The organism is Streptomyces sp. NPDC001717 (genome assembly GCF_042892775.1).
GTDB lineage: Bacteria > Actinomycetota > Actinomycetes > Streptomycetales > Streptomycetaceae > Streptomyces.
Map to the genome: position 1 here is coordinate 1 of NZ_JBIAUK010000032.1, position 16,443 is coordinate 16,443.

General features: G+C 73.6%; 17 protein-coding genes. 12 read left to right on the forward strand and 5 right to left on the reverse strand.

Annotated features, from left to right (window positions below):
• Positions 1–150: 150 nt before the first annotated feature.
• Positions 151–1,077 (reverse strand): EamA family transporter, encoded by a 927-nt coding sequence (locus tag ACFYZL_RS33475; protein WP_388684229.1) that lies wholly within the window; start codon positions 1,075–1,077, stop codon positions 151–153.
• A gap of 29 nt (positions 1,078–1,106) precedes the next feature.
• On the opposite strand from ACFYZL_RS33475, the gene ACFYZL_RS33480 reads away from it, so the two are divergent.
• From ACFYZL_RS33480 to ACFYZL_RS33500, 5 genes are read left to right on the forward strand one after another with little or no spacing between them, the layout of a single operon-like run.
• Positions 1,107–2,648, forward strand: coding sequence for a PLP-dependent aminotransferase family protein (locus ACFYZL_RS33480; protein ID WP_388684232.1), 1,542 nt, complete (start codon positions 1,107–1,109; stop codon positions 2,646–2,648).
• A 43-nt stretch (positions 2,649–2,691) separates the two neighbouring features.
• Positions 2,692–3,135 (forward strand): LAETG motif-containing sortase-dependent surface protein, encoded by a 444-nt coding sequence (locus tag ACFYZL_RS33485; RefSeq protein ID WP_384758650.1) that lies wholly within the window; start codon positions 2,692–2,694, stop codon positions 3,133–3,135.
• An 8-nt stretch (positions 3,136–3,143) separates the two neighbouring features.
• On the forward strand, positions 3,144–3,797 hold the full coding sequence (locus ACFYZL_RS33490; RefSeq protein ID WP_384758653.1) for an RNA polymerase sigma factor: 654 nt from the start codon (positions 3,144–3,146) through the stop codon (positions 3,795–3,797).
• Positions 3,794–4,285 (forward strand): hypothetical protein, encoded by a 492-nt coding sequence (locus tag ACFYZL_RS33495; protein WP_384758656.1) that lies wholly within the window; start codon positions 3,794–3,796, stop codon positions 4,283–4,285. Before ACFYZL_RS33490 ends, ACFYZL_RS33495 begins: the two co-directional genes overlap by 4 nt.
• Before the next feature lie 30 nt (positions 4,286–4,315).
• On the forward strand, positions 4,316–5,608 hold the full coding sequence (locus ACFYZL_RS33500; protein ID WP_388684236.1) for a protein kinase: 1,293 nt from the start codon (positions 4,316–4,318) through the stop codon (positions 5,606–5,608).
• Here ACFYZL_RS33500 and ACFYZL_RS33505 read toward each other — a convergent pair.
• The gene (locus ACFYZL_RS33505) at positions 5,605–6,060 is read right to left on the reverse strand and encodes a MarR family winged helix-turn-helix transcriptional regulator (protein ID WP_384752533.1); all 456 of its coding nucleotides are present in this window, start codon (positions 6,058–6,060) and stop codon (positions 5,605–5,607) included. The genes ACFYZL_RS33500 and ACFYZL_RS33505 overlap by 4 nt on opposite strands.
• 114 nt (positions 6,061–6,174) lie before the next feature.
• Between ACFYZL_RS33505 and ACFYZL_RS33510 the strand changes: the two genes are divergently transcribed.
• The 3 genes from ACFYZL_RS33510 (at position 6,175) to ACFYZL_RS33520 (ending at position 9,889) form a co-directional block, all read left to right on the forward strand.
• A complete protein-coding gene (locus tag ACFYZL_RS33510; protein WP_388684239.1) occupies positions 6,175–7,386 on the forward strand; it encodes an MFS transporter in 1,212 nt (403 codons plus the stop codon).
• A 62-nt stretch (positions 7,387–7,448) separates the two neighbouring features.
• Entirely contained in the window at positions 7,449–9,113 is a 1,665-nt protein-coding gene (locus ACFYZL_RS33515; RefSeq protein ID WP_388684346.1) for a family 20 glycosylhydrolase, read from the forward strand.
• 164 nt (positions 9,114–9,277) lie between these two features.
• On the forward strand, positions 9,278–9,889 hold the full coding sequence (locus ACFYZL_RS33520) for a hypothetical protein (RefSeq protein WP_384752527.1): 612 nt from the start codon (positions 9,278–9,280) through the stop codon (positions 9,887–9,889).
• Positions 9,890–9,910: 21 nt separating this feature from the next.
• Here ACFYZL_RS33520 and ACFYZL_RS33525 read toward each other — a convergent pair whose 3' ends face one another.
• A complete protein-coding gene (locus ACFYZL_RS33525) occupies positions 9,911–10,723 on the reverse strand; it encodes an endonuclease I family protein (protein WP_384752525.1) in 813 nt (270 codons plus the stop codon).
• 229 nt (positions 10,724–10,952) lie between these two features.
• Between ACFYZL_RS33525 and ACFYZL_RS33530 the strand changes: the two genes are divergently transcribed.
• The gene (locus ACFYZL_RS33530; protein WP_384752522.1) at positions 10,953–11,519 is read left to right on the forward strand and encodes a DJ-1/PfpI family protein; all 567 of its coding nucleotides are present in this window, start codon (positions 10,953–10,955) and stop codon (positions 11,517–11,519) included.
• Between the two features lie 189 nt (positions 11,520–11,708).
• Complete coding sequence (locus tag ACFYZL_RS33535) at positions 11,709–12,692, forward strand: SMP-30/gluconolactonase/LRE family protein (RefSeq protein WP_384752519.1); 984 nt, start codon at positions 11,709–11,711, stop codon at positions 12,690–12,692.
• Here ACFYZL_RS33535 and ACFYZL_RS33540 read toward each other — a convergent pair.
• Positions 12,676–13,494 carry a glutamate ABC transporter substrate-binding protein gene (locus ACFYZL_RS33540; protein WP_384752516.1) on the reverse strand — a complete coding sequence of 273 codons (819 nt, stop codon included), beginning with the start codon at positions 13,492–13,494 and terminating at the stop codon, positions 12,676–12,678. The genes ACFYZL_RS33535 and ACFYZL_RS33540 overlap by 17 nt on opposite strands.
• 226 nt (positions 13,495–13,720) lie before the next feature.
• Here ACFYZL_RS33540 and ACFYZL_RS33545 point away from each other — a divergent pair, with 226 nt between their 5' ends.
• Both ACFYZL_RS33545 and ACFYZL_RS33550 read left to right on the forward strand, forming a co-directional pair.
• On the forward strand, positions 13,721–14,842 hold the full coding sequence (locus ACFYZL_RS33545; RefSeq protein WP_388684244.1) for a hypothetical protein: 1,122 nt from the start codon (positions 13,721–13,723) through the stop codon (positions 14,840–14,842).
• A gap of 123 nt (positions 14,843–14,965) precedes the next feature.
• On the forward strand, positions 14,966–15,508 hold the full coding sequence (locus tag ACFYZL_RS33550; RefSeq protein ID WP_384752511.1) for a TerD family protein: 543 nt from the start codon (positions 14,966–14,968) through the stop codon (positions 15,506–15,508).
• A gap of 170 nt (positions 15,509–15,678) precedes the next feature.
• On the opposite strand, the gene ACFYZL_RS33555 is transcribed toward ACFYZL_RS33550, so the two are convergent.
• Entirely contained in the window at positions 15,679–16,296 is a 618-nt protein-coding gene (locus ACFYZL_RS33555) for a TetR/AcrR family transcriptional regulator (protein WP_384752509.1), read from the reverse strand.
• Positions 16,297–16,443: the final 147 nt, after the last annotated feature.

The window sequence follows — 16,443 nt, forward strand, 5'->3', positions numbered from 1 at the left end:
GAACCCCATGCGGCACCGGCAAGCGGAGCGGGTTTCGTTCGACGCCCTGCGGGGGCGCCCCACCGCACACCCGACCCCGCCGGCGCGGGAGTGCCGAGTGGGGCCGCCCCGCCGAGCAACGGCGTTCGGCGTGCCGCGCCCCCGTGTGCGTCAGGCAGGGCCCTGCCGGGCTGCCTGACGGAGGGGCGCGCCCGCCCGGGACGGCATCGTGCGGGCCGGCCGCAGGCCGACCGTCAGGCCGGCGATCACCACGCCCAGGCCCAGCCACACCGCCGGGTCCGGTACGCCCCCGCCCGCGCACACGCCCGCCCCCGCCGCCGCGACCGGCGCGATCCCGGTCAGCAGCCCGGCCCGCCCAGGGCCCACCGCGGCGACCGTCCGGTACCAGAGGACGAAGGCCACCGCGGTGACCATCAGGGCCAGGTACCCCGAGACCGCCCACTGCGTCCCGGTCACCGCGCCCAGGTCCGCGGGGTGCTCGAACACCACCGCGAGTCCCGCGAACATCACCGCGCCCATCCACACGGCGTGCACCGAGACTCCCCACGGGCCGTGCCGCCGCAGTACGGGAACCGCCAGCAGGGTGAACCCGGCCTCGCAGCCCAGGGCCAGTGCCGCCCATGCCACCCCGGCGGCGTCCGTCCGGCCCGTCCCCTCGACCAGTACGGCCCCCGCCACGACCACGGGAGCCGCGAGCAGCACCTGCCGGCTGGGCCGCCGCCCCTCCAGGAACGGGCCGAGCAGCCCCAGCAGGATCGGCACGGAGGCCACCGCGACGGCGATCACGGCCGGTTCGGCGTGAGCGACGCCGCGCACCACCGCCACGTTGAACAGCACCAGACCCGTGACCGCGATCCCGGCCAGCCACAGCCACTCCCGGCCGCGCGGCCGCCGGACCGGCACCCCGGTCGCCCTGGCCAGCGCGAGGAGGAGCAGGGCCGCGCCCGCGTACCGGGCGGCCTGGACGGTGAACAGAGGGGCGTCGACGAGGGAGTGGGAGACGGTGACGCTGCTGCCGACCAGCGCCATGCCGGTGACACCGGGGGCCAGGTCCCGGAAGGTGGAGTTCTTGGTCATACGGACCAGCCTGGGTCCACAATGGACCCGTGAGCAGGTCCAAAGAGGGTGGAAACCAGGGGTCCAAAGTGGCGGCGGGCGCGTCGGCGGGGTCGGACTTCCTGCAGCTCGACATCGGCGAGGCACCGACCGGCGGGCGCACCGACTGGCTCGCCGGTCGGCTCCGCGCCGCCATCGCCGACGGCACCCTCCCGGTCGGCAGCAGGCTCCCCGCCAGCCGTGTGCTCGCCGCCGAACTCCGGGTCTCGCGGGGGCTGGTCACCGAGGCGTACCAGCGGCTCGCGGAAACCGGCCAGGTCGACGGCCGCGGGCGCGGAGGCACCGTGGTGGTCGCCGCCCCGCCCCCGGTGGCCGCCCCGACCGCCGCCCCGGAACGCGGCGGGCTGGTCGACGCCCTGCGTGCCGTGCCCTGCCGGATCGACCTCTCGCCCGGGGTCCCCGACCTGACCGCCTTCCCCCGCACCGCCTGGCTGCAGGCCGAGCGCCGGGTGCTCGCCGCACTCACCCCCGCGGACTTCGGCTACGGCAATCCGCAGGGCGCGCCGGCGCTGCGCGAGGCCGTCGCCGGCTGGTTGTCCCGCAACCGGGGCATCCGGGCCGATCCGGAGGAGGTGGTGATCGTCGGCGGCGTGGCCCAGGCCCTCGGGCTCCTCGCGCAGGTCCTCCGTGAGGACGGCGTACGGCGCGTCGCGGTGGAGGACCCCGGCTCCCTCGGGGCACGGCAGCAGTTGGAGTACGGGCGGATCGAGACCGTGCCGGTGCCCGTGGACGGGGCCGGGCTGGACGTGGCCGCGTTGCGCGAGTGCGGGGCGGGCGCCGTACTGATGACCCCGGCGCACCAGTTCCCGACGGGGGTCGTCCTCGACGGCGAACGCCGCCGGGAACTGCTCGGCTGGGCGGCCGCCGGCGGACTGGTCATCGAGGACGACTACGACGCCGAGCACCGCTACGACCGCGCCCCCGTCCCCGCGTTGCGCGCCCTGCTCCCCGAGGGCGTCTGCTACGCCGGGAGCGTCTCCAAACTGCTCGCCCCCGCGCTGCGTCTCGGCTGGCTGCTCGTCCCGCCGAGGCTGCGCGACCGCGTGATCGAGGCGAAGAGGTACGCCGACCTCGGCAACCCGGTCCTCGCCCAACTCGTCCTGGCCCGGCTGATGGAATCGGGCGAGCTGGAACGGCACCTGCGCTTCGTGCGGCGCCGCCACCGCCGCCGCCGGGACACGATGCTCAGGGCCCTCGCCGAGCGACTGCCGGACGCCCGGGTGCACGGAGCGGCCGCCGGTCTGCACCTCATGGTCACCTTCGACGGCGCCCGCTTCGAGGACACCGACCTCGCCTCGGCGGCCCTGGCCCTCGGGGTCAAGGCCCATCCGCTGTCCTGGCACCGGATGCGACCGGGCGCGCCGGGCCTGATCCTCGGCTACGCGGCCGGCTCCGTGAGCGAGATCGAGGAGGGCGTCGCCACGCTGGGCACGGCCCTGGGCGGGCTCTCGCGGACCGGTCGGAAGATCGGTTCGGAAGATCTTCCGGAAAAGAAGCAACCTCCGGCGGGGTCGCGCGTCGTGCGGGGATGAAGGGTGCGGTCCCGCGCCCTCGACCCGACCGTGGAGAACCACCGTGAAGAACCTGAAGCGCGTCCCCCGAACCGTCCGCCGGGCGGCCGTCACCGTTGCCGCCGCCGGGGCGGTCGTCGCCCTCGCCGGACCGGCCTTCGCCACGGGGGCCTCCGCCTCGCCGTCGCCCGCGCCCGCCTCCAGCGCCTCGCCGAGCCCCGCTCCGAAGACGCCCACGGCGAAGCCGAGCCCCTCGGTCAGCGTCCCGGGCAGCGCCTCGCCGAGCGCCTCGCCGAGCGCCGCGCCCTCGGCATCCGTGTCCTCCGCCCCCAGCGCCGCCCCCGGCACGGCCTCCGGCGCCTCCCCCTCACCCGCCGCCTCCGGTGACGCCGAGCTCGCGCATACTGGCTCCTCCGCGACCACCACCGCCCTGGGTGCCGGGGCCGCCGTCCTCCTCGCCGCCGGAGCCGGAACCCTGTACGCCGTCCGGCGCCGCACCAACGGCTGAGGAAACCCGTGCTTCACCTCGTACCGACCGCCGGCCCCGCCACGCCCGTTCTCGATCGGGCGTGGCGGGGCCTGTGGGCGTTGCTGCGCCGCGAACGCTCCGCCCCGCCGGTGACCACGCCCGCGTACGGGCACGCGTACACCTACGACTTCACCGGCCACGGCGACTCCGGGCAGCCGCCCACCGTGTCCGCGCTCTACCACGCGCACCGGCTGCGGATGGTGCGCCTGGCCGTACTGCTCGTGGACGACCTCGCCACCGCCGAGGACGTGGTCCAGGACGCCTTCACCGCCCTGTACCGCCGCCACGGCGAGCACATCGCCGAGGTCGACAACGCGCTCGGCTACCTGCGCACCGCCGTGGTCAACACCTCGCGCTCCGTGCTGCGCCGCAGGCGCACCGCGCGGGCCTGGACGCCGCCCGCCGCCGCGGAGGTGCCGTCCGCCGAGGCGTCCGTCGTGCTCGACGAGGCGCACCGCGAAGTGCTGGCCGCGCTGGGCCGGTTGAGCCCGCGCCGGCGCCAGGTCCTGGTGCTGCGCTACTGGGCCGAGCTCAGCGAGGCGGAGATCGCCACCACCCTCGGGATCAGCCGGGGAGCGGTGAAGTCGAACGCGAGCCGCGGTCTGGACGCGCTGGAGCGGATTCTGGAGGGACGGATATGACGCCCACGACGCACGACGGCGAACGCCCCGTCGAGCGGCGGCTGCGGCAGGCCCTCGACGCACGCGCCGCCGAGGTCACGGTACGCACGCTGCGGCCCGCCGATCCGCCCGGACCGCACACGGCCGTGCCACGGCTGCGGCGCCGTCTCGTCTTCGCCCTGGCCGGGCTGGGGGCGGCGGCCGCCGGGCTGGCCGGGTACCTCGTCCTCGCCCCGCAGGACGCGCCGGTCCGTCCGGCTCCGCCGGCGGCGCCCCCCGAGCTCGGCTCACCCACGCCGTCGCCCTCGCCGTCGCCCTCGTTGTCGTCCCCCGGTACGGCGACGCCGTCGCCCGGGGGGACGAGGGCGCCGAAGTCGTCTTCCCCGTCGCCGAGTTCGCCGCTCACCCCGGGGGCATCGGTGAGTCGCTCCGTCACGCCCTCGGGTTTCCCGACCCCGGGCGGGTCGTCGGTCTCGCCGTCGGTGCCCCGCTCGCCGAGCCCGTCCTGACCGTCGGGGACACCGCCTAAGGTGTCCCACGTGGCAGAGACGAGCGGGGCGTTGGTCGGGGGCCGGTACCAACTCATCGAACCGGTGGGCCGGGGCGGCATGGGCCGGGTGTGGCGGGGGCGCGACGAGACGCTCGGCCGGGAGGTCGCGGTCAAGGAGGTGACGCTCCCTCAGGGCGTGGGCGAGGCACAGCGCGAGGTCCTGCTCCAGCGGGTCATGCGCGAGGCCAGGGCCGCAGCCCGGCTCAACCACCCGGGGATCATCACCGTGCACGACGTGGTCGTGCACGAGGGTGCGCCCGCCATCGTCATGGAGTTCGTGACGGGCTCCTCCCTCGCCGCCGCCGTGGCGCAGGACGGACCGCTGCCGGCGCGGCGGGTCGCGGAGATCGGCGTACAGCTGCTCAAGGCGCTCGGGGTGGCCCACGCCGCCGGCATCGTGCACCGCGACCTGAAGCCCGACAACGTGCTGCTCATGGACGATCGCGTGATCATCACGGACTTCGGCGTCGCGCACGTGTCGGACGCGACCACGGCCCTCACCCACAGCGGAACGATCATCGGCACGCCCGCCTACATGGCCCCCGAGCAGCTGGAGGGCAAGCCGCCGACGCCCGCCACGGACCTGTGGGCGCTGGGCGCCACCCTCTACGGCGCGGTAGAGGGCGCCGCCCCGTTCTCCGCGGAGACGTTCACGGCGCTGTGCGTCGCCATCGTCACGCAGGAACCGCGTACGGCGGAGCGGGCCGGGCCGCTGGCGGACGTACTGGCGGCGCTGTTGACGAAGGACCCGGCGCTGCGGGCCACTTCCGAACAGGCCCTGGCCGCGCTGGAAGGCGTCGCGCGCGGGGACGGGCCCCCACCCCGTCCCGCGGCGACCCGTGTCGCGGCGGCGCGGTCGGCGTATCCGCGGGTACCGGAGCCGCGGGCCCACGCCGCGTCGACGCCCGCCCCGCCGGACGGGCGGCCCGACTCGTGGAGGCATGCCGGCCGGGCTCTGGCGCTGCGCGGCGGGGTCTGCTTCGCACTGGTGTGGGCGGGGGCCTTCCTGCTCCCGTGGAGCCGCGTCGGGCACTGGTTCACCCCCGCGCGGGGGCTGCCCATCCTCGTGGTCGCGCTGGTGGCGGCCCTGGTGAACGCGGTGGTGCGGCCGCGGCCGCACGCCGGCTGGGCCTGGCCGGCGTTCGTGGGCGCGAACATCCTGCTGTTCGTCGCGACCGACCTCGTCCTGGGCGCGTGGGCCCTCTGGCCGACCGTCCTCAACGGGCTGGTCCTCGGCACCGGTGCCTTCGCCCTGTGGCGGGTCGCCCCCGGCAGGCGCTAAGCCCCTTCCGTGCCCCGCACGGCCGCCACCAGCGGCGCCAGCTCGGGCTTCAGCGCGGCCTGGTCAAGGGCCTCCTGGAGCGCGGCGTCGTTCGTGGGCCGGGCCTCGGTCAGCAGGGCCAGGCCCGACTCGCTCACGTCGGTGTAGATGCCCCGACGGTCGGTGTCGCAGATGTAGCGGGCCAGCAGTCCGCGGTCCTCCAGCCGGGTCACCAGACGGGTCGTCGCGCTCTGGCTGAGCACCACCGCGTCGGCGACCTGCTTCATCTGCAGGTGTCCGCCCGGCCCGGAGTGCTGCCGGCTCAACACGTCCAGCAGGGAGTACTCGCGCACGCTGAGCCCGTGCCCCGCCTGGAGCGCCCGCTCGAGGTGCGACTCGATCCGCCCGTGCAGGAGGGAGAGGGCGCACCAGCCCTGGGCGAGGTCGGTCTGTGCGCTGTCGGTGGCCGTCATGCCCCCAGGATAGGCGAGGACCGCAATAGCCCGCGCTTGCAATTATCCCGCGTCTGCAATTAATGTGGACGCACGTAAGCCGCGAAAGCAATCTCCCCTGAAGGGGCACCCCTCATGCCACTCGCCCTCCTCGCCCTCGCCATCGGGGCCTTCGGGATCGGCACCACCGAATTCGTGATCATGGGCCTGCTGCCCGAGGTCGCCGCCGACTACGGCGTCTCCATCCCCACCGCGGGCTTCCTGGTCACCGGCTACGCCCTCGGCGTCGTCCTCGGCGCCCCCCTGATGACCGTCCTCGGCACCCGCGTGCCCCGCAAGCGCATGCTGATGCTGCTCATGGGCCTGTTCATCGCGGGCAACGTGCTCTCGGCGCTCGCCCCCGTCTTCGGCGTCATGCTCGCCGGCCGGGTCGTCGCCTCCCTCGCGCACGGAGCCTTCTTCGGCATCGGCGCGGTCGTCGCCGCATCGCTCGTCGCCCCCGAGAAGAAGGCCGGCGCCATCGCGATGATGTTCACCGGCCTGACCGTGGCCAACGTCGTCGGCGTCCCGCTCGGCACCCTCGTCGGACAGACCGCCGGCTGGCGCCTCACCTTCCTGATCGTCGCCTCCCTCGGCGTCCTCGGCCTGCTCGGCATCGCCCGGCTGGTGCCCGAGCTGCCGCGGCCGCAGGGCGTGCGGATCCGCCACGAGCTGGCCGCGTTCCGCAACGTCCAGGTGCTCCTCGCGATGGCCATGACCGTCCTCGGCTTCGGCGGGGTCTTCGCGGCGATCACCTACATCACCCCGATGATGACCTCGGTCGCCGGTTTCGCCGACACGTCCGTCACCTGGCTGCTCGTCCTCTTCGGGCTCGGCATGGTCGCCGGCAACCTCGTCGGCGGCCGGTTCGCCGACCGGGCGCTCATGCCGATGCTGTACGTGACCCTGGGCGCGCTGGCCGTCGTACTGGCCCTGTTCACGCTCACCGCGCACAGCAAGGCGGGCGCCGCCGTCACCGTCGTCCTCATCGGCGCCCTCGGCTTCGCGACCGTTCCGCCGCTCCAGAAGCGGGTCCTCGACCAGGCCGCCGGGGCCCCCACCCTGGCCTCCGCAGTCAACATCGGCGCCTTCAACCTCGGCAACGCCCTCGCCGCCTGGCTCGGCGGCCTGGTCATCGCCGCGGGCCTCGGCTGGACCGCGCCGAACTGGGTCGGCGCCGCCCTGGCCGCCTCCGCCCTCGTGCTCGCCCTGGTCTCCGGAGCCCTGGAGCGTCGTACGGCGGTCCGGCCCGGCCGGATCGTGGCCTCCGGGAGCCCCGAACCCGTCCGCGTCGCGGCGCGCCGCTGAGCCCCACCGGTCGCGCGCCCGTGTCCCCCGTGCCACGTTGGTACGGGAGACACGGGAGCATGATGCGGAATCGAATACGGCACAAGAGGATCCACGCCATCGCGACGGCGACCGCCGCCGCGCTGGTCACCCTTGCCGTCCCGGGCTGTACGGCCGCCTCCGACAACGCCCGTGCCCCGGCCGCCCCCGCCACCCCGACCCAGGGGTCCGGCACCGGCACACCGGCCGACGGCGGCACCGAGCCCGCCCCCGAGGCCGCCCCCACTCCCTCGCCGACGCCGACCCGCACCTACCCGCTCTCCACGGCCCCGCAGACCATCCCGGCCGTACGGGAGCACGTGCCCGCCCGGGGCCCCGGCTGGAAGCCCGCCCCCGGCTCGCGGGTGGTCGTCCCGCCGGAGGACAAGGCGGCCCTCTCCGACGAGGGCAGACTGCTCGCCGGTGAACTGGGCATCGGCTACGCGGAGTCCGCGGCACCGAACACCGGAGACGTGGAACTGTCCCTCGGCGACGCGACATCGGGGTCGCCGGAGTCGTACACCCTCACCGTCAAGGACGGTCGGGTCCACGTCACCGGCCCCGACCAGGCCGGGGTGTTCTACGGCACCCGCACCCTCAAGCAGGCGGTCAAGGCAGCCGGCTTGGCCCCCGAGGGCACCGTCCGCGACGCGCCCGCCAAGCCCCAGCGCGGCCTCAACCTCGACATCGCGCGCAAGTACTTCACCCCGGACTGGATCAAGGACAGGCTGCGGGAGATGGCCGACCTCAAGCTCAACCAGCTCGGCCTGCACTTCTCCGACGACCAGGCCTTCCGGATCGAATCCACCAGCCACCCCGAGATCGTGTCCACCCCGCACCTCACCAAGGCCCAGGTGCGCGACATCAACGCGCTCGCCGCACGGCTGCACATCACCGTCGTCCCGGAGATCGACTCGCCCGGACACCTGGGCGCGGTGATACGCGCCCACCCCGGCCTGCAACTCCACGACGTACAGGGCAGGGCGGTCAAGGGCGCGGTGGACATATCCGACCCGGCCGCGGCCAAGCTCGTCGACGAACTGCTCCGCGAGTACCTGCCGCTGTTCCCCGGCGGGGCCTGGCACCTGGGAGCCGACGAGTACCAGGCGCTCGTCTACCGCGACCCGCGGGCCTCCTTCCCCCAACTGGCCGCCGCCGCACGGCAGCGGTACGGGGCGAACGCCCGCGTACAGGACCTGGCGACGGGCTGGCTGAACGATCGGGCGGCCGTCGTCCGCCCCTCGGGCAAGGCGCTGAAGGCGTGGAACGACGGCTTCTTCACCGGCGGGGTGACCACCGCGGCCAAGGACCTCCAGGTCGAGTACTGGACGGGCAAGGAGATCGGCGCCCGCCCACCGCTGGAGTACCTGCGCGAGGGCCGCAAGGTCGTGAACCTCAACGACGAGTACCTGTACTACGTGCTGGGCGAGCCGAACCAGTTCACGTACCCCACCGGCCGCCGCATCTACGAGCAGTGGACCCCGCTCGTACTGCGCGGGACCACCGCCGTCCCGGCCTCGTACGCGCCGCAGATCCTGGGCGCGCGGCTCGCCGTCTGGTGCGATCTGTCCGGCGCCCAGACCCCGGCCCAGGTCGCGGCGGGGATCCGGCTGCCGCTGGCCGCGCTCTCCCAGAAGGTGTGGGACGCCCGCACGCCGACGCAGCCCTGGACCGGTTTCAAGGCCCTCGCCGACCGCCTGGGCTCCTGAGCCCGGCCGCTCGGCGGTCACGGGCGTCCTCCGAGCGGGGCGGAGGTCCGTACTCCGCAACAACCGGATCCCCACCCGGTGACGAACCGGATCCGGCCGTCGCCCCGGCCGGATCCCGGGGGCTACGGTGCGGCGACGCCGGAACCCGGGAGAGGGAGAAGACCATGAGAGCGGTACGGGGGCAGGCGGCCATGGCCGCCCTCGCGGTGTGCGGCATGCTGGCGCTCACCGCCTGTCAGAACGGCGACGACCCGGCCGCGTCGGGCGCCGGGCCCACCGCGGCCGCACCGGCCGTGCCGACCGCCACGGCCTCCGCGCCCGCCGCCACGGCCTCCGCGCCCGCCCCCTCGAAGACCGGCGCGGCGCCCAAGACCTCGGCGACCGCCACCCCGGCGGGGAAGAATCCCCCCGCCCCGGCCCCGCCCTCCGGGCCGGTCTGCGGCCCGGACCACAGGATGCCGGTTGCGCCCGACACGATCGCCGTGCACCGCTACACGCCGGAGGGCGGCATGATCAGCCTGATCGTCCAGCACGGTACGTACGGCTGCCCCGGGCGCTTCGAACCGTCGGGCGCGTGGACGTACATCCCGATCTCGGAGAAGGCCAAGATCACCGCGACGGCGCCGATCCTCCCCTCCGAGGTGATGGGCAAGCCCATCTCCACCAGCGAGCTGACCTCCTGGCTGGACACCCACCCGGACAAGGGCCTGCCCTTCCGCTACCACCTGGACGCGGCGGGGGTCATCGACACCCTCGACGAGATCTATGTCAAGTAGCCGCCGAGCCCACCGGGGCGGCTACCAGATCGAGTCGACCCACTCCGGGTGGTCGATGAACGGGTTCCGGTTGTGCTGGTACGTGTCGTAGATGACCTGGTTGCGGCGCTGCTCGAAGGCGTCCGGCGGGTCCATCCGGTTCCACTGCTTCAGCACGCTGATCCGGCCGAACAGCGGAGCCGTGCCGTTGTTGACCCTGTCGTTCATCTCCAGGTCGGCGAAGCCGTCGCCGCCGTCGTAGCGCACGGCCATGTAGAGGAGCATCCGCGCGACGTCGCCCTTGACGGCGTCGCGGGGCTCGAAGGAGTCGCCGTCGGTGAAGCTGCCCGGGGCCTCGGCGACCGGGCTGCCGCCCAGGTCGAAGTCCTTGTTGCCGCGGGTGCTGTTGACGGTGACGTCCTCGGGGCGCAGGTGGTGCAGGTCGGTGCCCGGGCCGGTGGCGGTGCCGAAGTCCCCGTGGCTCTTGGCCCAGACGTGCTCGCGGTTCCAGTCGTTGACGCCGCCGCCGTTGGTGGACTTCGACTGGGAGCGGCCGGAGTAGACCAGGATGACGTTGTTCGGGTTCGCCGGGTCCTGGTCGGTGACCTTCAGCGCGTTCCACACGCCGTCGTAGCTCACCTTCGACTGCACCTTGATGATGTCGTGCAGGGCGGTCTTGAGCGCGGCCCCGGACTTGCCCTCGGCGGCGGCGTAGTACGCGTCCACGGAGACGGCGGGCCTCGCGGCCGCGGGGGCCTCGTTGCGGTCCTGGCCGGCGGAGGCGGCCGCCGGTATCGCGATCAGGGCGGTCACGGCGAGGCCGCAGGCCCAAGGGGTCAGGCGGGATAATCTCATGACGTGGGGGTCCTCTCCACAAACACCGTCCCCGCCCTGGGTGTTGGCGGGGTGTCAGGTGGCAGAGCGAGGCTCACATTGTCATGTGCCCGGCAGGTAAAGGCCATGTGTCCGGCACGCGGATCTTCGTGGGTGTGCGGCCGCCGCGGCGCGGGCAGGGTAGCGGTGGCCCGGCGGGGCCGGGCCGATCGCGCACCCCCGTACCGTGCACACCTACCGGGAGCAGCCCATGGCAGTGAAGATCCTCATCGTGACCGGCGACGCGGCCGAATCGCTGGAGGTCCTGTATCCGTACCAGCGGCTCCGCGAGGAGGGCTACGAGGTCCACATCGCGGCGCCGGCGGTCAAGAAGCTGCGCTTCGTGGTCCACGACTTCGAGGAGGGCTTCGACACCTACACCGAGAAGCCCGGCTACACCTGGCCGGCCGACGTGGCCTTCGCCGACGTGGTGCCACAGGAGTACGCGGCCCTGGTCGTGCCCGGTGGTCGGGCGCCGGAGTACCTGCGCAACGACCCCGAGGTGCGGCGGATCCTGGCGGCCTTCGCCGACGCCGACAAGCCGATCGCCCAGATCTGCCACGGCCCCCTGATCACGGCCGCGGCCGGGGGCCTGTCCGGACGCCGGGTCACCGCGTACCCGGCGCTGGAGCCGGACATGAAGTCGGCCGGGGCGGAGTTCGAGGACTCCGAGACGGTGGTCGACGGCACCCTGGTCTCCGCCCGCGCCTGGCCCGACCACTCGCGCTGGATGAGGGAGTTCCTCACGGTGCTGCGCGGCAAGGCCCCGGTGGCCTGAGCCGCGCTCTCCCCGACCCCGCCCTGCCCGCCCCGGCCCGGGGGTCGCGGTCCCCGGGCCGGCGGTGAACGGGAGGCTCCCCATTCCCTTGTGAAGTGTCCGGGCGGGCACGCTGACGGGACAGGGCGGGTGTGCTGAGGTGGGTGGGTCAATCGATGCTGATTTCAAGGCAGTTGAAAGGACACCACCGTGACTGGACGACCCTTGGGCAGGCGCAGCTTCATCGGGGCGGCCGCGGCCCTCGGCAGCGTCGCGCTCGCCGGGCCGCTCGCCCCGCTCGCCCAGGCCCGTACGACGGCCGACGAGCCCTCGCCCACCGCCTCCCGACCCGACTCCGTCGCCACCCCGCCCGGATTCCAGCCCGAGGGCATCGCCGTCTCGGGACGGGGAGTGGCGTACACCGGATCGCTGATCGACGGCTCGATCTACCGCGCCGACCTCGCCACCGGCACCGGCCGGATCATCACCCCGGGCCAGGGGCCGATGTCGGTCGGCCTCAAGCTCGACACGTACGGCAGGCTCCTCGTCGCCGGTGGCGACAGCGGGCAGATCCGGGTGATCCACTCCGGCGACGGCCGGGTGCTGGCCACCCACCAGGCCGCCACCGGCACGGCCTTCATCAACGACGTCGTCGTCGGATGCGGCGGGGCCTGGTTCACCGACTCCTTCGCCGACGTCGTGTACTTCCTGCCCGCCGGCCGCTCGCTCACGGGCGCCGACGCCGCGCCGCGCCCGCTGCGCCTGGGCGGGGAGTGGGTCCCGGTCCCGCCCGGCGGCCAGTACTGGGGCGCCAACGGCATCGAGCGCACCCCCGACGGCCAGGCCCTGCTGTTGGTGCACGACACCGCCGAGGCCCTCTTCCGCGTCGACCCGCGCACCGGAACCGCGACCCGGACCGTCCTCGACGGGGGCTCGGTGGGCAACGGCGACGGGCTCGTGGTCCACGGCCGCACCCTGTACGTCGTACGGAACTGGGCCTACGCCGTGGACGTCTTCACGCTGAGCGGCGACGGCCGCCGGGCCCGGTTCGTGAAGCGGATCACCGACCCGCGCTTCGACGAACCCACCACGGCGGCCGTGTACGGCGACCGGCTCTACGTGGTCAACGCCCGCTTCGACGCCGACTGGGCGGATCCGGCCACCGCCTCGACGATCGTCAGCTGCCCGCTGTGATCGCCGGGGCCTGGTCGGCCTTGTAGTCGGCGCCGAAGTTCTTCTTCACCGCCGCCGCCCAGGAGCCGTCCTCGACCATCTTCTTGAGCGCGGCGTTGACCTTGGCCACGAGCTCCTTGTTGCCCTTCTTGACGCCGATGCCGTAGTTCTCGACGCTCAGGCTCTGGCCCAGGAGCTTGAACTTGCCCTCGTTGCCCTTCCGGGCCGCGTAGCCGGCCAGGATGGAATTGTCCGTGGTCATCGCGTCGGCCGTGTGGTTCTGAAGGGCGACGACGCACTCCGAGTAGCCGGCGAGCTCGAGGATGCTCGCCTTCGGCGCGAGCCTGCTCCTGAGGTTCTCCGCCGAGGTGGAGCCGGTGACGGAGCAGAGCTGCTTGGCGGGGGTGTTGAGGTCCTCGGGCTTGTTGACGCTCGTGTCGTCGGCGCGGGTCAGCAGGTCCTGGTGGGCGACGAAGTACGGGCCGGCGAAGTCGACCTTCTCCTTGCGCTTGTCGTTGATCGAGTAGCTCGCGGCGATCAGCTGCACCTCGTTGTACTGCAGGAACAGCTCGCGGTCGTTGCTGTACACCTGCTTGAACTCGATCTGGTCGGCCTTGTACCCGAGCTCCTTGGCGATGTAGCGGGCGACGTCCACGTCGAAACCGGTGAAGGTGCCGTCGGGCTCCCGCATCCCGATGCCCGGCTGGTCGAACTTGATGCCGACCGCGAGCTTCCCCTTGGCCTCGTCGTCGCCACCGCACCCGGCGGTGGTGAGGGTGAGGGCGATCACTGTGGCGACCGCGCAGGCCTGGGGAACCTTCATCTTGCACTCTTTCTTTGGACACGGCGGTGCGCCGGGATCGCCGGTCGCGTGGAACCGCGGAGACGTGGGGGACGTCGAGACACGCGTACGAGAAAGACGCGTGTAACAGGAAGCTAGGAAGGTGACGGGCTCAGCGTCACTACATCTGAGCAAAACTTGAGGATAACGATCCGGACCTACCGTCGATCCTGTGGCCGATCGGCGCCCGGACGGGAAAAGGGGCGGCATGGGAACCGGTTCGGTGAGGGTGCACGGAAATGCTCTGATACTAGGAGAAGGGGTGCGGATCCACTTCATTCGGACCCTGCGGCTTCCCGAATCCGGTACGCACGCGCTGCCGCCGGGGCTGGGGGAGTTCCCGCTGCGCCGCGTGGAGGACCATCCGGACACCGTGCCGCCCGAGTGGCTCGCGAAGGGCGGCGTGATGTTGCCCGTGTACCTGCGCGAGGCGATGTGGCTGCGCTTCGGCGGCACCCGTGAACCGGCGGCCCTCCAGGTCGGGGTCGGCAAGGTCTGCGCCGTCTCGGGCGACCGCTGGACGGGGCGGCTCGCGCGTGACCCGCAGAACTACGTCACGCTGCCCCGGCAGCCGTGGCTGGACGGGATCAACTCCGGGAACGGCACGGTACGCCAGTTCGTGGCCGTACCGCTCGGGCTCGGCGCCACCGTCGAGGGCCAGGTCACCGGTGAGGAGACCACCGGCGGCGTGCAGCTCCAGGCGTTCGCGCTGGGGCCGACGGCGCTCGCGCAGTGGCGTGGGTCGCAGGCGGCCCGGGCGCCGCGGACGGGGAGGCCGGGCGGCGGCGCCGGGTACGGGGCTCCGCAGCCCCCCGGGGGCTTCGGCGGCCCGGCGGCCGCGTCGATGCCCCCGCAGATGTCCCCGCAGATGCCCGCGCCCATGATGCCCGGCGGTGCCCTCGGCTCCGCGCGCCCGGGAGGCGCCGCCCGGCCGCCCGCGGCTCCGGCGATGGGGCTCGGGGTGGGTGGCTCCATGCGCCAGGAGGTCTACCGGGACGACCGGCCGCTGTCCGACTGGGCCGAGGAGCCGGCCGGGCGGGTCTTCGTCCACCTGGTGCCCCCGCCCGCGTGGCGGCGCATCACCGGCGAGGACGCCCCGCCCTCGCCGATCGACCGGGCCGCCTACACCAGGGCCGGCCTGCCCTGGTTCGACCACTACGACGAATCCGCCGCCGACCTCCCCCCGGCGGAGGCCCTGGAACGGGTCAAGCCGGTGGGGGAGTGGCTCGGCGACGACCACGACCCCTGGGCGGAGCCGACCCCGGGCCAGGTCAAGCCGCTGGGCAACGCCCCGCGGCCGGGCAGGCCCGTACGGGACGGCGACTGGTAGACCGGACGGGGCGGGCGACGGTGCGCGGGTCCGACTGGCCGGGATCATACGGTCGTTCGGGCCCGCCCGGCACGTGCGTGGGATCATGGCCGGGCCATACCCGTTGAACGGAGGGGGAGTTCGGTGACCGGTGTACGCAAGGGCCTGGCCAAGGTGGAGGTCGCCCTGAAGTGGGATCCCAGCCCGGCCGGCACGCCCGCGAACGACCTGGACGTCATCGCCGCCGTCTACGGGACGGCGGACCTCCACCGGGAGCCCGTCCAGCTGGTCCACTTCGGAAGGCGCTCGCCCGACGGCACGATCACCCTGAACCGGGACAGCCACACCGGCCAGGGCTTCGGCTTCGACGAGGTGATGACGATCGAACTCGACCGGATGGGCGAGGACGTGCGACGGGTCGTCGTCGGCGTGGTCATACAGAACGCCCTCGCGGGCGCCGGCGGCGACCCGAAGACCTTCGCCGACATCGGCGGTACGGGCTTCCGGATCCGGGAGGGCCACACGGACCTCGCACAGGGGGACTTCGGGGACGTGCCGACCGCCACGGCGGCCACGGTCGCCGAGTTCCTGCGGGACGCCTCGGGCGCCTGGTCCCTCGACGCACGGGTGCGCGGCTTCGACGCCGACCCGGAGGAGTACGCGCGCGAGATGGGCTCCGTGCGCTGACACCCCGCGCGACCGGACGGTCGTGCCACCGGGGCCGCCCACACGGCCCGGGCGGCGGCCACTCCACGAGTGAGTGACCGTCGCCCGGCCCGGGTGGCGCGCTGCCACCGTCCCCACGAGGCAGCGCGGGCGGGTCGCCGTCAGGTCATCGGGACGGCGGCCCGCCGGTTTCAGGGGGTCCGACCGCCGGCCGGCGTCAGACCCAGGGAGGGGAGCATGACCGCGTCGACGAACCGGACCAGGTAGTCGGCGTCGGCGTACCGGCCCTCCAGCACGTGGCGGATCCGGAGCACGCCCATCAGCTGCGCGGGCAGGAACTCCACCGCCGGGTGGTCCGCGGTGATCTCACCCCGCGCCACCGCCCGCCCCACCATCGCGTCGAAGGCAGCCAGCTCCGGCTCGACCAGCGCCTCGCGCAGCGCGGACTGGAGCTCCTCGTCGCTGAGCACCGCGTGCCCGAGGGCCTGCGTCAGCCGGGTGTCCCGGCCCGAGGTGCACGCCGCGATCCGAGCGGCCTCGCGCAGATCGCCGGCCAGCGACCCGGTGTCCACCGCGGCGAGCGTGCCCTGCCGGTTCGCCCGCAGGGCGGCGGCGACCAGCCGCGGCTTGGTCTTCCACTGCCGGTAGAGCGTGGACTTGCCGCAGCTGGCGCGCGCGGCCACGCCCTCCATGGTGAGGGCCTCGTACCCGTGCTCGCGCAACTGGTCCAGGACGGCGTCGAAGAACTCCTGCTCCCGCTCCGGGGTGATCTTGGAGCGGCGCGCGGGGGTCGGCTGCGTCGACGTCATGGATGCGGCTCTCCTCGGGGCGCATGGGTGACAGGTTCTGGTGAAAGTCTACGGGAACGCGAGCGTATCGGTACACCGTCGTATCGATACGCGAATGTATCGATACACTGGCGTGTCGATGTCGGTCGGAAGCAGGCCGAACCCAGA

Bases quoted from the DNA above. Each gene is read 5' to 3' on its own strand.
- ACFYZL_RS33475 (WP_388684229.1), bottom strand. From the start codon at position 1,077: ATGACCAAGAACTCCACCTTCCGGGACCTGGCCCCCGGTGTCACCGGC.
- ACFYZL_RS33505 (WP_384752533.1), bottom strand. From the start codon at position 6,060: ATGACGGCCACCGACAGCGCACAGACCGACCTCGCCCAGGGCTGGTGC.
- ACFYZL_RS33520 (WP_384752527.1), top strand. From the start codon at position 9,278: ATGAGAGCGGTACGGGGGCAGGCGGCCATGGCCGCCCTCGCGGTGTGC.
- ACFYZL_RS33530 (WP_384752522.1), top strand. From the start codon at position 10,953: ATGGCAGTGAAGATCCTCATCGTGACCGGCGACGCGGCCGAATCGCTG.
- ACFYZL_RS33525 (WP_384752525.1), bottom strand. From the start codon at position 10,723: ATGAGATTATCCCGCCTGACCCCTTGGGCCTGCGGCCTCGCCGTGACC.
- ACFYZL_RS33555 (WP_384752509.1), bottom strand. From the start codon at position 16,296: ATGACGTCGACGCAGCCGACCCCCGCGCGCCGCTCCAAGATCACCCCG.
- ACFYZL_RS33545 (WP_388684244.1), top strand. From the start codon at position 13,721: ATGGGAACCGGTTCGGTGAGGGTGCACGGAAATGCTCTGATACTAGGA.
- ACFYZL_RS33540 (WP_384752516.1), bottom strand. From the start codon at position 13,494: ATGAAGGTTCCCCAGGCCTGCGCGGTCGCCACAGTGATCGCCCTCACC.
- ACFYZL_RS33495 (WP_384758656.1), top strand. From the start codon at position 3,794: ATGACGCCCACGACGCACGACGGCGAACGCCCCGTCGAGCGGCGGCTG.
- ACFYZL_RS33515 (WP_388684346.1), top strand. From the start codon at position 7,449: ATGCGGAATCGAATACGGCACAAGAGGATCCACGCCATCGCGACGGCG.
- ACFYZL_RS33510 (WP_388684239.1), top strand. From the start codon at position 6,175: ATGCCACTCGCCCTCCTCGCCCTCGCCATCGGGGCCTTCGGGATCGGC.